General features: G+C 72.3%; 9 protein-coding genes. All 9 read left to right on the top strand.

Annotated features, from left to right (window positions below):
• Position 1: 1 nt before the first annotated feature.
• The 9 genes from SXIM_RS07585 (at position 2) to SXIM_RS07545 (ending at position 14172) form a co-directional block, all read left to right on the top strand.
• Positions 2-1438 (top strand): CYTH and CHAD domain-containing protein, encoded by a 1437-nt coding sequence (locus SXIM_RS07585; protein ID WP_046725507.1) that lies wholly within the window; start codon positions 2-4, stop codon positions 1436-1438.
• Positions 1439-1481: 43 nt separating this feature from the next.
• Positions 1482-3410, top strand: coding sequence for a TIGR03960 family B12-binding radical SAM protein (locus SXIM_RS07580; protein WP_030725666.1), 1929 nt, complete (start codon positions 1482-1484; stop codon positions 3408-3410).
• Positions 3411-3413: 3 nt separating this feature from the next.
• Entirely contained in the window at positions 3414-3968 is a 555-nt protein-coding gene (locus SXIM_RS07575; protein WP_046723372.1) for a GNAT family N-acetyltransferase, read from the top strand.
• A gap of 139 nt (positions 3969-4107) precedes the next feature.
• On the top strand, positions 4108-4911 hold the full coding sequence (locus SXIM_RS07570; protein ID WP_046723370.1) for a TIGR03936 family radical SAM-associated protein: 804 nt from the start codon (positions 4108-4110) through the stop codon (positions 4909-4911).
• Positions 4912-5118: 207 nt separating this feature from the next.
• On the top strand, positions 5119-9948 hold the full coding sequence (locus tag SXIM_RS07565) for an Rne/Rng family ribonuclease (RefSeq protein WP_078846863.1): 4830 nt from the start codon (positions 5119-5121) through the stop codon (positions 9946-9948).
• Positions 9949-10232: 284 nt separating this feature from the next.
• The gene (gene rplU, locus SXIM_RS07560; protein WP_030725678.1) at positions 10233-10556 is read left to right on the top strand and encodes a 50S ribosomal protein L21; all 324 of its coding nucleotides are present in this window, start codon (positions 10233-10235) and stop codon (positions 10554-10556) included.
• A gap of 14 nt (positions 10557-10570) precedes the next feature.
• Complete coding sequence (rpmA, locus tag SXIM_RS07555) at positions 10571-10834, top strand: 50S ribosomal protein L27 (protein ID WP_030725681.1); 264 nt, start codon at positions 10571-10573, stop codon at positions 10832-10834.
• 163 nt (positions 10835-10997) lie between these two features.
• Entirely contained in the window at positions 10998-12455 is a 1458-nt protein-coding gene (obgE, locus tag SXIM_RS07550; protein WP_030725684.1) for a GTPase ObgE, read from the top strand.
• Between the two features lie 211 nt (positions 12456-12666).
• On the top strand, positions 12667-14172 hold the full coding sequence (locus SXIM_RS07545) for a bifunctional cytidylyltransferase/SDR family oxidoreductase (protein ID WP_107046925.1): 1506 nt from the start codon (positions 12667-12669) through the stop codon (positions 14170-14172).
• Positions 14173-14214 lie beyond the last annotated feature (42 nt).

The following is a 14214-nucleotide window of genomic DNA, read 5'->3' as shown; positions in this document are numbered from 1 at the left end:
CATGGCTGTCACCAGCGCGACGGAGACCGAGCGGAAGTACGAGGCCACCGGGCCGCTGCCGGAGCTGACCGGCACCGGACCGGTGGCCGCCGTGCGCGGGCCCGACGCAGCGCCGGCGGTGCTGGAGGCGCGCTACTACGACACCGAGGACCGCCGGCTTACGGCCGACGGCATCACCCTGCGCCGCCGCACCGGGGGCGATGACCCCGGCTGGCACCTGAAACTGCCGGTGGACGGCGACACCCGCGAGGAGATCAGGGCACCGCACAGCGAACACCCGCCCGACGGGCTGACCGACCTGATCCGCTCACGGACCCGCGGCGCCCCCCTCGTACCCCTGGTGGAACTGCGCACCGAGCGCGAAACGCGGCTGCTGCTGGACGCCGCCGGGCAGCCGCTGGCGGAGGTGGTACGGGACCGGGTCGACGCGCTGCGCGGGCCGCGCGCCGCGCACTGGGTGGAGTACGAGGTGGAACTGCGCCCGGCGGCCGGAGCCGGGCTGCTCGACCTCATCGAGGAACGGCTGACGGCCGCCGGACTGCCCCGCTCCCAGGCACCGTCCAAGGCGGCCCGCGCGCTCGCCGCCACCGCCACTCCGCCGCCGGCACCGCGCCCGGGGCCCGCACTGCCGGCGGGCAGCGCGGGGGAGCGGGTCATGGCGTACGTACGGCGGCAGGTGCGGCTGATCGTGGAGCTCGACCCGGCGGTACGGCGCGGGGTCCCCGACTCCGTGCACCGGATGCGGGTGGCCACCCGGCGGCTGCGCAGCGCGCTGCGCTCCCAGTGGGCGGTGCTGGACCGCGAACGCACCGGGCCGATCGCCGGGGAACTGCGCCGCCTGGGGGCAGAGCTCGGCGTGGACCGGGACCGTGAGGTGCTGGCCGGGCGGCTTCGCCGGCGGCTGTCACAGCTGGAGCCCGAGCTGCGCCGGGGGCCGCTGGAACAGCGGGTGGCCGCGTACACCGACCGTCCGCGCGCCGACACCTCGGTGCGCGCCCTGGACAGCGCACGCCACCTGGACCTGCTGACCTCCCTGGACGCGCTGCTGACCGACCCGCCGCTGCTGCCCGACGCGTACTGGCCCGCCGGGCCCGTGCTGACCCTGGCGGTACGGCACGACGTCCGGCGTATGGAACGGCGGCTGCGGGCCGCCCGCCGCACCCCGCCGGGCCCGGACCGGGACGCCGCCTGGCACGCGGCGCGCAAGGCCGCCAAACGGGCCCGATACGCGGCCGAGACGGCGGGGAAGCGCAAACGGGCCAAGAAGCTCGCCCAGGTGCAGCGGGTGCTGGGCCAACACCAGGACAGCGTGCAGGCGCGGGCCGCGCTGCTCCGGATCGCGGCGGCGGCCGAGGCGGCCGGGGAAGCGTCGTTCAGCTACGGGGTGGTGTACGAGCGCGAGCACGGGCTGGCGGAAGGCTACGAGCGGGAGCTGTAACCTGGGCAGCCGGTTTCAGCCCCCTTCCGAAAGACACGAGTTCATGCCTGTCGAGTCGGTGTTCCCGCGCCTGGAGGCCCTGCTTCCGCATGTCCAGAAGCCGATCCAGTACGTGGGCGGTGAGCTGAACTCCACCGTCAAGGACTGGGACGCCTGCGACGTGCGCTGGGCGCTGATGTACCCGGACGCGTACGAGGTCGGGCTGCCCAACCAGGGCGTCATGATCCTCTACGAGGTGCTCAACGAGCGCGAGGGCGTGCTCGCGGAGCGCACCTACAGCGTGTGGCCGGATCTGGAGGAGCTCATGCGCAAGCACGGGGTCCCGCAGTTCACGGTCGACGGGCACCGGCCGGTGGGCGCCTTCGACGTGTTCGGGGTGTCCTTCTCCACGGAGCTGGGCTACACGAACCTGCTGACCGCGCTGGACCTGGCGGACATCCCGCTGCGCGCCGCCGACCGCACCGAGGACCACCCGGTGGTCGTGGCCGGCGGGCACGCCGCGTTCAACCCCGAGCCGATCGCGGAGTTCATCGACTGCGCGGTGATCGGGGACGGCGAGCAGGCCGTGCTGGAGATCAGCGACATCGTGCGGGCCTGGAAGGCGGCGGGCCGCCCCGGCGGGCGCGAGGAACTGCTGCTGCGGCTGGCGAAGACCGGCGGCGTGTACGTCCCCGGCTTCTACGACGTGGAGTACCTGCCGGACGGCCGCATCGGCCGCGTGGTGCCCAACCGCTCCGGGGTGCCGTGGAGGGTGTCCAAGCACACCGTCATGGACCTGGACGAGTGGCCCTACCCCAAGCAGCCGCTGGTGCCGCTGGCGGAGACCGTGCACGAGCGGATGTCGGTGGAGATCTTCCGGGGCTGCACGCGCGGCTGCCGGTTTTGCCAGGCCGGGATGATTACCCGGCCGGTGCGCGAGCGGTCGATCACCGGCATCGGCGAGATGGTGGACAAGGGCCTGAAGGCGACCGGCTTCGAGGAGGTCGGGCTGCTGTCGCTCTCCTCCGCCGACCACAGCGAGATCGCCGATGTCGCGGGCGGGCTCGCCGACCGCTACGAAGAGGACAAGATCGGTCTGTCGCTGCCCTCCACCCGGGTGGACGCCTTCAACATCGATCTGGCGAACGAGCTGACGCGCAACGGGCGCCGCTCGGGCCTGACCTTCGCGCCGGAGGGCGGCAGCGAGCGGATCCGTAAGGTCATCAACAAGATGGTCTCCGAGGACGACCTGATCAGGACCGTCTCCACCGCCTACGGGAACGGCTGGCGGCAGGTCAAGCTCTACTTCATGTGCGGGCTGCCGACCGAGACCGACGAGGACGTGCTGCAGATCGCCGACATGGCCACCCGCGTCATCGCGGAGGGCCGCAAGGTGACCGGCTCCAACGACATCCGCTGCACCGTGTCCATCGGCGGCTTCGTCCCCAAGCCGCACACCCCGTTCCAGTGGGCGCCGCAGCTGTCCGCGCAGGAGACGGACGCGCGGCTGGCGAAGCTGCGCGAGAAGATCCGCGGCGACAAGAAGTACGGCCGCTCCATCGGTTTCCGCTACCACGACGGCAAGCCCGGAATCGTCGAGGGCCTGCTGTCGCGCGGCGACCGGCGGATCGGGGCCGTCATCCGCGCCGTGTACGAGGCGGGCGGCCGGTTCGACGGCTGGCGCGAGTACTTCTCCTACGACCAGTGGATGGAGTGCGCCGAGCGTGCGCTGCCCCAGTACGGGGTGGACGTGGCCTGGTACACCACGCGCGAGCGCTCCTACGAGGAGGTCCTGCCCTGGGACCACCTGGACTCGGGCCTGGACAAGGACTGGCTCTGGGAGGACTGGCAGGACGCGCTCGACGAGACCGAGGTCGAGGACTGCCGCTGGACTCCGTGCTTCGATTGCGGGGTGTGCCCCCAGATGGATACGAGCATTCAGATCGGCCCGACCGGCAAGAAGCTGCTGCCGCTGAGCGTGGTCGGGAAGTAGCCGGTGCCCGCGCTGGTGCGCCCGACCGAGACCGTACGGGAGTCCTTTCTCGCCGCGGTCGAGGAGTTCCGCGCCGAAGGGCGCGGCGCGGTGGACGACAACTCGATGCTGGGGCGGGACATCGCCCGGTGGGCGCCGCGCTGGCAGGAAGCTGCCGTGTTCGCCGCCTATGTCGAGGAGACGCTGGCCGACGCGCGCGAGGACGCGCGCCGGCCGCGCGGGTTCGTACCGTCCACCGTGCTGTGGTGGGTGGACGGCCCCGAGTTCCTGGGGCGGCTGTCCATCCGGCACCGCATGACCCCCCGGCTGCTGGAGTGGGGCGGGCTGATCGGGTACGACGTCCGCCCCTCGGCGCGGCGGCTCGGGCACGGCACGGCCATGCTGCGGGCCTCGCTGCCCAGGGCGCGGGCGCTGGGCATCGACGAGGCGCTGGTGACCTGCGATTTCGACAATGTCGGCTCGCGGAAGGTGATCGAGGGGGCCGGCGGGGTCTTCGAGGACCGCCGCGCGGAGAAGCTGCGGTACTGGGTCCCCACCGGTCCGCCGGACGAGGGGTAACGGGGCGCGCGCGGGTGGCGCGTAACCTGGAGGGCGGACAACGGTCCGCCCCGCCAGGGCGGCCGGGCAGCAATGACCGAACGAGGGACTGACGACACTGGGCAAGCGACAGCCCGTAGGCCCGCCGCCGGCGCCCGCCGTGCAGCGTGTACGACTGCGCTACACCAAGCGCGGCCGCCTGCGATTCACCAGCCACCGCGACTTCCAGCGCGCTTTCGAGCGCGCGTTGCGCCGGGCCGCAGTGCCCATGGCGTACTCCGCGGGATTCACCCCCCATCCCAAGGTCAGCTACGCGAACGCGGCGCCGACCGGGACGGCCAGCGAGGCCGAGTATCTGGAGATCGCGCTGGCCGCGCCGCGTGAGGTGGCATGGTTGAAGGAGCGGCTCGACGAGTCGCTGCCGGCCGGCCTGGACATCGTCGACGCGGTCGACGCCCGGGTTTCCGGCTTCGCCGAACGGCTGGAGGCCTCGTGCTGGGAGCTGCGCCTGGAGGGCGTGGAACCGGCGGACGCCGAGCGGGCCGTAAAAGTATTTCTCGCCACTTCGTCCGTCGAGGTGTCGCGGGAAACAAAGAAGGGCATCAGAACTTTTGACGCCAGAGCCGCGGTGACCGCACTGGAAGCCACGGACGCGTACGCCTCCCCTTCGCCCTCCGGCGGGTCCGATGCGCTCGCGTCCGTACCTTGTGCGATACTGCGCCTGGTAGTACGGCATCTCACACCTGCCGTACGACCCGATGACGTTCTGTCCGGTCTTCGTATTGTGGCCGACCTGGCGCCGCCGGTCCCCCCTGGGGTGACGAGGCTGGCGCAGGGGCCGCTCGATGAGGAGTCCGGGACGGTGACCGACCCGTTTGCGCCTGACCGCGACGCTGCCATGGCCGCCCTTTCCACGGCCGCCGGGCAGCAGGCCGCGGCGGCGCCGGAGATCACCGGACAGTGACGTCGTCACCGCGCCGCCCAACCGCATGGTGCCAGGGAGCCACTCGGGCCCGGCTGTTACCGGCAGGCGCACCGACCAGCAGACTTTCGCCGTAGCCGGACCGCAGGGAACGGGGCCGGAACCGGCGAGCGACACGACAGCTCCTGAGCGGCGCTGCCCGCCGCCCATCGGCGAGGCGCCCGGGAGCGTGACGGGAGAACCGCCCGCATGCACGCATCACACGAGTCCGCCGAAGCGGACGTGACGACAGAACGCGACCGCGACGACACGAACACCCCGAGCGGCACGCTGCCCCCGCGGCGGCGGCGCCGGGCCGCGAGCCGGCCGGCGGGTCCGCCGGCCGGTACGGACAACGAGACGACGGCCCCCCAGGTGGCGGCCGCATCGGGTGAACGTCCCGAACGCACTTCCGGGAGTGAGGGCTCCGCCGGTACCGCGGTGAGCGGTGCGACCGCCGCTTCTACTTCTGCTTCCGCCGCTGAGGAGCCCGCCGCACCGCGCAAGCGGCGCCGCGCGACGCGGCCGGCCGCCGCCACGGACACGGCGCCGACCGCTGAGACCGGCGACACCGCCGGTGCCGACGCGGTGGGTGACACCGAGACCGCCGCGCCCCGTGCGCGCCGGCGTGCCACCCGTTCGGCGACCGCGCCGGAGGCCGCCGCCGAGAACACCACGACCCCCGAGACCGGCCCCGAGGCCGCCGCAGAACCCGTGGCCGCCGGGGGGCAGCGCCGGGCCGGCGCCAAGAGCGACGAGGAGACAGCCGCGCCGCGTGCCCGTCGCCGCACCACGCGTGCGGCCACCGAGACCGCCGGGAGCGAGGTGACCGAGGCCACGCCCGCCGCCGACGGCGAGAGCGAGCCCGCGGCGCCGCGCCGGCGGGGCCGTACGAGCCGCGCCGCATCCGCGACCGAGTCCCAGGCGGAGACGGCCCCGGTGGAGACGGCTGCGGCGGAGGAAGCCGCCGAGCAGGCCCCCGAGCCGCGCAAGCGGCGTCGTGCGACGCGCGTCGCGTCCGCCCCGGCGGTCGCCGAGGCCGGTGCCCGGGAGAGCCAGGCCCCCGCGCCGGCGGACAGCGACACCGCCGCGACCGGGACGAGCCCCGCGTCCGGCAGCGCCGCAGATGAGACGAGCGCGCCGCGTGGCCGCCGCCGTGCGGGCGGCTCCGGTGAGAGCACCCCGGACGCCGGTGCCGCCGAGGAGAAGGCCGCCGCCCCGCGTCAGCGTCGCCGTGCGACGCGCGTCGCGTCGGCGCCGGCGGTCCCCGCCGAGGAGACGCACCGGACCGATGCCGAGGACAGCGCCGCCGAGCCCGCGCCCACCCCGGCGCCGGAAGCACAGCCCGTGACCGGGACCGACAGCCAGGACGAGCCGGCCGCCGCGCCGCGCCGCCGCCGCCGTGCCACCCGCCCCGCGTCCGCTCCCGAGGCGACCTTCGCGTCCCCCGCCGGTGCGCAGGACGCTCCGGCGGCGTCGGGTGACAGCGCCGACGAGGCCGCCGCGCCGCGTGGGCGCCGGCGTGCGACCGCGCCCGCCGACGTACCGGCCGAGTCCGCTGCCGCCGCCGAGGAGGCGCCCGCGCCGCGTCAGCGTCGGCGTGCGACGCGTGCCGCGTCGGCCCCTGAGGCGACGTTCGAGGCCGCCGCGCAGGAGACTCCGGTGGAGTCCGGTGAGGCCGTGGCCGAGGAGGCGTCCGCGCCGCGTCAGCGTCGCCGCGCCACCCGTACCGCCGCCGCCGACATGCCGGCCGACACCGCTGCCGCCGCCGCTGACGAGACCGCGGCTCCCCGTGGACGCCGACGGGCGACGCGTGCCGCGGCTGCACCTGAGGCGACGTTCGAGGCCGCCGCGCAGGACGCTCCGGTCGAGTCGGGTGACAGCGCCGCCGAGGAGACCTCCGGCCCGCGTCAGCGGCGCCGCGCCACCCGTGCCGCCACCGCGCCGGCCGCCCCCGCCGTCGCGGACGCGGCGAACCAGGGCGAGGACGAGGCCGCCCGCCCGCGTCGCCGTGCGACGCGTGGCACTTCGGAAGAGGCTGACGTGAACCGGCCCGACGAGGACGCCACCGCGCCGCGACGGCGCCGGCGGGCCACCCGGGCCGCTTCCACCTCCACTGACGAAGGAAAGGCCAGGAAGTCTGTGACTGAGGACCGAGCGGGGAGCGAGTCGGAGCCGATGCCGCCGGCCGTGCCGGTGCCGGCGACCGCCGTGTTCCAGCCGCCGGTCTTCCAGCCGCCGATGTTCCAGACGCCCGAGCGGGCCGCCGCCGAGGCGGCGGCGGCGCTGGCCGAGGCCGACGCCGAACCCGAGGACGAGCTGGATGCCGTCGGCGAGGAGAACGAGGAGGTCGAGACCTCCGAGGAGAGCGAGCGGCCCTCGCGCCGTCGGCGTCGTGGTGGGCGCCGCAGGCGGCGGGGCGAGAGCGCCGAGCGTGCCGCCGAGACCGAGGACGACACCGAGGAGGCCCCGGCGGAGCCCGCCGAGACCCCCCGGGCCGAGCGGGAGACCGAGCCCGAGGTCCCGGCCGAGCCCGAGCGCGAGGCTGAGACCGAAGCGGAGGAGGACGAGTCCGGTTCCGGTTCCGGGTCCTCCCGTCGCCGCCGCCGTCGCCGTCGCCGCACCGAGGAGTCCGGCGAGGCCGGCGGTTCGGGCGCCGACGACCCCGAGCGCACGGTGATCAAGGTCCGCGAGCCCCGCAAGAAGAAGGACCACGAGCCCACCGAGAGCGGCGACGGCGTGCAGTCCATCAAGGGCTCCACCCGTCTGGAGGCCAAGAAGCAGCGCCGCCGCGAAGGCCGTGAGCAGGGCCGTCGGCGGGTGCCGATCATCACCGAGGCCGAGTTCCTGGCGCGCCGCGAGGCCGTCGAACGGGTCATGGTGGTGCGCCAGCAGGGCGACCGCACCCAGATCGGGGTGCTGGAGGACAACGTCCTCGTCGAGCACTTCGTGAACAAGGAGCAGTCCTCCAGCTACGTCGGCAACGTCTACCTCGGCAAGGTGCAGAACGTGCTGCCCTCGATGGAGGCGGCGTTCGTCGACATCGGCAAGGGCCGCAACGCGGTGCTGTACGCCGGTGAGGTCAACTTCGAGTCCCTGGGGCTCGGCAACGGCCCGCGCCGCATCGAGGCCGCCCTGAAGTCGGGCCAGCCCGTCCTCGTCCAGGTCACCAAGGACCCGATCGGGCACAAGGGAGCCCGGCTGACCAGCCAGATCTCCCTGCCCGGCCGGTACCTGGTGTACGTGCCCGAGGGGTCGATGACCGGGATCAGCCGCAAGCTGCCGGACACCGAGCGGGCGCGGCTGAAGCAGATCCTCAAGAAGATCCTTCCCGAGGACGCGGGCGTCATCGTGCGCACCGCCGCCGAGGGCGCCAGCGAGGAGGAGCTGACCCGCGATGTCGAGCGGCTCCAGGCGCAGTGGGAGGAGATCCAGCAGCGGGCGAAGAAGGGCAACGCCCCGACCCTGCTGTACGGCGAGCCCGACATGACCGTGCGGGTGGTCCGCGACATCTTCAACGAGGACTTCTCGAAGGTGATCGTCAGCGGTGACGAGGCGTGGGGGACCATCCACGGCTACGTCTCGCAGGTGGCGCCGGACCTGTCCGAGCGGCTGCAGCGGTGGACCTCGGAGGTGGATGTCTTCGCCACCTACCGGATCGACGAGCAGCTGATGAAGGCGCTGGACCGCAAGGTCTGGCTGCCCAGCGGTGGTTCGCTGGTGATCGACCGCACCGAGGCCATGATCGTCATCGACGTGAACACCGGCCGGTTCACCGGTCAGGGCGGCAACCTCGAGGAGACCGTCACCAGGAACAACCTGGAGGCGGCCGAGGAGATCGTGCGGCAGCTGCGGCTGCGGGACCTCGGCGGCATCATCGTGATCGACTTCATCGACATGGTGCTGGAGTCGAACCGGGATCTGGTGCTGCGGCGGCTGCTGGAGTGCCTGGGCCGGGACCGTACCAAGCACCAGGTGGCCGAGGTCACTTCGCTGGGGCTCGTGCAGATGACCCGCAAGCGGGTCGGGCAGGGGCTGCTGGAGTCCTTCTCCGAGCAGTGCGTTCACTGCAACGGCCGCGGTGTCATCGTCCACATGGAGCAGCCGCACACGCACGCGGCGTCCGGTGGCGGCGGCAAGAAGGGCAAGGGCGGCAAGGCCGGGCGCAAGGAGAAGGCGGCGGCCGCCGCGGCTCCCGAGGCCGAGGTCGAGGCCGCTCCGGTGCCCGAGGCGGTGCCCGCTCCGCTGCCGGAGGCCGGCGAGGAGAAGGTGCCCGAGGTCGTTCCGGTGGTCGAGCCGGCCGCCGCGTTCACCCCGGACGAGGAGCTGTACGGGAGTGTGGCCGAGGCCGAGGAGGCGGCGCGGCGTGGTCCGCGCGGCCGTCGGCGGGCCAGCCGCAAGGCGAGCGCTCCCGCCGGTGCCCCCAAGCCGGTGGCGGAGGCCGCCGAGGAGGCGGTGACCGTCGTCCCGGCGTCCGAGGCTCCGCGGCAGCCCGAGCCCGCGCCCGAGGTGGAGGCCGCACCGGCTCCGGTGACGGAGGAGCCCGCGCCGCGGCGCCGTACCCGTAAGGCGTCGGCTCCGGCCGGTTCGCCGAAGGTGGCGGACGAGGCGCCGGCCCTGGTGGTCGTGGCCTCCGAGCCGGTCGCCGAGGCGCCGGCCCAGGAGCAGCCGGCTGCCGAGCCGGCCGTGGCCGAGGAGCCCGCGCCCAAGCGGCGCCGGGCGGTACGCCGGGCGTCCGCGCCGGCCGGGTCGCCCGAGGGCGGTACGGAGGCGGCGGTGACGGTCATCGCGTCGGCGGGCGGGTCCGAGGAGCCGGAGCACACGGCACCGGCGAAGAAGACCACCAAGAAGGCCGCCGCGAAGAAGACCACGGCGAAGAAGACCGCCGCGGCCAAGAAGACGACGGCGAAGAAGACGGCGACGGCGAAGAAGACCGCGGCGAAGAAGAGCGGTACGGCGAAGAAGTCCTCCACCGCGAAGAAGACCGCGGCGGCGGAGCAGCAGGCGCCGCCGTCGGTGTCGGCCTCCGCGGAGGACTGATCCGGCGGGTGTCGCACCCGTACGGCCCACCGCCCCGTACCCGCTCCGGCGGGTGCGGGGCGGTGGGCCGTCGGGGTTCCCGGGGCCGGTTCCCGGGGATTTGACCCGGTCATCGGGTCACACATAAAGTTGATTCTCGGCGTGTCAGCAGACCCGTCGTGCTTCTGAGCAAACACCTCCCGTGCTGTGCGCGTCAGCGCCCCGGGAGAGGCCGGGCAGGCCGCTTCACCGTCGCCGCCCGGCTGGCATCAGGGGTTCCGAAACGAGCGAGAGAAGAGTTCCGCGTGTACGCGATCGTGCGCACCGGCGGCCGTCAGCAGAAGGTTGCTGTCGGCGATGTCATCGAGGTTGACCGTCTTTCCAGCAGCAAGGTCGGCGACAGCGTCGAGCTCTCCACGCTGCTCGTTGTCGATGGTGAGACCGTCACCAGCGACCCGTGGGTGCTGGCCGGCGTCAAGGTGACCGCCGAGGTCGTCGACCACCACAAGGGCGACAAGATCCGGATCCAGAAGTACAAGAACAAGACCGGCTACCGGAAGCGGATCGGTCACCGTCAGCTGCACACCCAGCTGAAGATCACCGGCATCCCCGCCCCGGCTGCGAAGTAAGGGACTGAGCTGACATGGCACACAAGAAGGGCGCGTCGTCCACTCGGAACGGCCGCGACTCGAACCCCCAGTTTCTCGGCGTGAAGCGCTTCGGCGGTCAGGTCGTGAGCGCCGGTGAGATCCTGGTCCGCCAGCGGGGCACCCACTTCCACCCCGGCAAGGGCGTCGGCCGTGGCAAGGACGACACGCTGTTCGCGCTGCAGGCCGGTTCGGTGGAGTTCGGCCGCTACCGTGACCGCAAGGTCGTGAACATCGTTCCGGCCGCGGTCGCCGAGTAACCACGGGGACGATTTCAGTACTCCCGAGGGCGGATCAGCTTTACCGGCGTACAGCCGGGAAGCGGATCCGCCCTCGTCGTGTTGGCACCTTCGGGGTCCGGCATCCGACTGTCCGACATCCGACACCTGATCCATACGTATTGATCGCCGGGAGGCATCCGTCATGACCACCTTCGTGGACCGCGTCGAACTGCACATCGCCGCGGGTAACGGGGGCCACGGCTGCGCCTCCGTGCACCGGGAGAAGTTCAAGCCGCTGGGGGGCCCGGACGGTGGCGACGGCGGCCACGGTGGAGATGTGGTGCTGGTTGTCGACCACGAGGTCACCACACTCCTGGACTATCACTACAGTCCGCACCGCAAGGCCACCAACGGCAAGCCGGGCGGCGGCGGGAACCGTACCGGCGCCAACGGCCAGGAGCTGGTGCTGCGGGTGCCGGACGGCACGGTGGTGATGGACAAGAGTGGTGAGGTGCTGGCCGACCTGGTCGGCGAGGGCACCACCTTCGTGGCGGGGGCCGGCGGACGCGGCGGTCTGGGCAACGCGGCGCTGGCGTCGGCGCGGCGCAAGGCGCCCGGGTTCGCGCTGCTGGGTGAGCCCGGTGAGTCCCGGGACATCGTCCTGGAATTGAAGTCGGTGGCGGATGTGGCGCTGGTGGGATATCCCAGTGCCGGTAAATCGTCGCTGATCTCGGTGCTTTCGGCGGCCAAGCCGAAGATCGCTGATTATCCGTTCACCACACTGGTGCCGAATCTGGGTGTGGTGACCGCCGGGTCGACCGTGTACACGATCGCGGATGTGCCGGGACTTATCCCGGGCGCGAGCGAGGGCAAGGGTCTCGGCCTGGAGTTTCTGCGGCATGTGGAGCGCTGCTCGGTGCTCGTGCATGTGCTGGACTGCGCCACACTGGAGTCGGAGCGGGAGCCGCTGTCCGATCTCGACGTGATCGAGGCGGAGCTGGCCAGTTATGGCGGCCTCGCGGACCGGCCGCGGGTGGTCGTGCTCAATAAGACCGATATCCCCGACGGCCAGGATCTCGCGGACATCGTCCGGCCTGACCTGGAGGCCCGCGGGCTGAGGGTGTTCGAGGTGTCCGCGGTGTCCCGCAAGGGGCTGCGGGAGTTGTCGTTCGCGCTGGCCGAGCTGGTGGCGGGGGCCCGGGCGGCCCAGCCCAAGGAGGAGTCGACCCGGATCGTCATCCGTCCCAAGGCGGTCGACGAGGCCGGGTTCACCGTACGGCGGGAGGGCGATGCCCTGTTCCGGGTGCGGGGCGAGAAGCCCGAGCGCTGGGTGCGTCAGACGGACTTCAGCAACGACGAGGCGGTCGGCTATCTCGCGGACCGGCTGGAGCGGCTCGGGGTGGAGCAGGCGCTGCTCAAGGCCGGTGCGCGGCAGGGCGACGGGGTCGCGATCGGTCCCGAGGAGAACGCGGTGGTGTTCGACTGGGAGCCCACCATGGCAGGCGGCGCCGAACTGCTGGGACGGCGCGGCGAGGACCGGCGCATGGAGGACCCGCAGCGGCCGGCGGTGCAGCGGCGCCGTGACCGGGAGGCGGAACGCGAGGACAAGGACGCCGGGGACATTCAGCGTGAATATGATGAATTCCGCCCCTTCGGCTGATATTGCCGAAACTGCGGGACGAGCGGCGTGATGACGGCCGGCTTCGTGAGGAACAGTGAAGCGAGCGAAGCCGGCCAGAGTACATGATTGTCGTCACAAGCCGGTAACGGGCGACAACGCTTCATCCGTATGACAAGTCAGTCTTCCGCAGGGGTTAACCTTCTACTCGCGTACGCGACACTTCTTCAAACCGGCGGGAGCGGTTTTGTCTATGCATGCCAACGGGGCTCGCCCTCGTACCACCGCGGTCGTTCTTGCGGGTGGCACCGGTCAGCGAGTGGGTCTTTCCATACCCAAGCAGCTCATCAAGATCGCCGGTAAGGCCGTCATCGAGCACACCCTGGCCATCTTCGAGGAGTCGTCGGACATCGACGACATCATCGTGCTGATGACCCCGGGGTATGTGGCGGACATCGAGAAGATCGTCGCCAAGGCGGGCCTGACCAAGGTGACGCAGGTCATCGAGGGCGGCTCCACCCGCAACGAGACCACCGAGCGCGCCATCGCCGCCGTGGGCGCCTCGCTGGCCGAGGGCGAGAGCGCGGACGAGCGCAACCTCCTGTTCCACGACGCGGTGCGCCCGCTGCTGTCGCAGCGCGTCATCAGCGATTGCGTGGCCGCCCTGGAGCGCTACCGGGCGGTGGACGTGGCCATTCCGTCCGCCGACACCATCATCGTGACGCGGACGCACGGGGAGGACGGTGAGTTCATCACCGAGGTCCCCGACCGCTCCCGGCTGCGCCGCGGGCAGACCCCGCAGGCGTTCAAGCTCTCCACCATCCGCCGCGCCTACGAGATAGCCGCCGGTGACCCGAATTTCCAGGCCACCGACGACTGCTCGGTGGTGCTGAAGTACCTGCCGGACGTGCCGATCCACGTGGTGCCCGGTGACGAGTACAACATGAAGGTCACCCAGCCGGTCGACGTCTTCATCGCCGACAAGCTGTTCCAGCTGGCCACCACCGCCGTCCCGCAGGTCGCGGACGAGGCGGCGTACCGCGAGCGGCTGGCCGGCAAGACCGTGGTGATCTTCGGCGGCTCGTACGGCATCGGCAAGGACATCGCCGATCTTGCGGCCGGCTACGGCGCCGTGACCTACCCGCTGGGGCGCTCGACGACCGGCACCCACGTGGAGAACCCGGCGGACATCGAGGCGGCGCTGGCGAAGGCGCACGCCGAGACCGGCCGCATCGACTACGTCGTGAACACGGCCGGCGTGCTGCGGATCGGGAAGCTCGCCGAGACCGACGACTCGGTCATCGAGGAAGCGCTCACCGTCAACTACCTGGCGCCGGTTCGGATCGCCAGGGCCGCGCACCAGTACCTCGCGCAGACCGGCGGACAGCTGCTGCTGTACACCTCCAGCAGCTACACGCGCGGTCGCGCCGAGTACAGCCTGTACTCGTCGACGAAGGCCGCCATGGTGAACCTCACCCAGGCACTGGCCGACGAGTGGGCGGGCGACGGGGTGCGGGTGAACTGCGTGAACCCGGAGCGTACGGCCACCCCGATGCGTACCAAGGCGTTCGGGCAGGAGCCCGCCGGTACGCTGCTGTCCTCGGAGGCGGTGGCCCGTACCTCCCTGGACGTGCTGCTGTCGGGGCTGACCGGGCACGTCATCGATGTGCGGCAGCAGGACCCGACGGCCGACGCGACCGCGGCGGGCTCTTTCGACCGGGCGCTGGCGGCCGCCTTGCAGGGTGGCGGCACCGCGTGAGCGGACGCAATCACCTGATCACACCATCTACTCCGAGGTGAT

Source organism: Streptomyces xiamenensis (assembly GCF_000993785.3).
GTDB lineage: Bacteria > Actinomycetota > Actinomycetes > Streptomycetales > Streptomycetaceae > Streptomyces > Streptomyces xiamenensis.
Note: the sequence above shows the minus strand (reverse complement) of the source record. Positions and strands in the feature narration are given on the sequence as shown.

Bases quoted from the DNA above. Each gene is read 5' to 3' on its own strand.
- SXIM_RS07585 (WP_046725507.1), top strand. From the start codon at position 2: ATGGCTGTCACCAGCGCGACGGAGACCGAGCGGAAGTACGAGGCCACC.
- SXIM_RS07580 (WP_030725666.1), top strand. From the start codon at position 1,482: ATGCCTGTCGAGTCGGTGTTCCCGCGCCTGGAGGCCCTGCTTCCGCAT.
- SXIM_RS07565 (WP_078846863.1), top strand. From the start codon at position 5,119: ATGCACGCATCACACGAGTCCGCCGAAGCGGACGTGACGACAGAACGC.
- rpmA (WP_030725681.1), top strand. From the start codon at position 10,571: ATGGCACACAAGAAGGGCGCGTCGTCCACTCGGAACGGCCGCGACTCG.
- obgE (WP_030725684.1), top strand. From the start codon at position 10,998: ATGACCACCTTCGTGGACCGCGTCGAACTGCACATCGCCGCGGGTAAC.
- SXIM_RS07545 (WP_107046925.1), top strand. From the start codon at position 12,667: ATGCATGCCAACGGGGCTCGCCCTCGTACCACCGCGGTCGTTCTTGCG.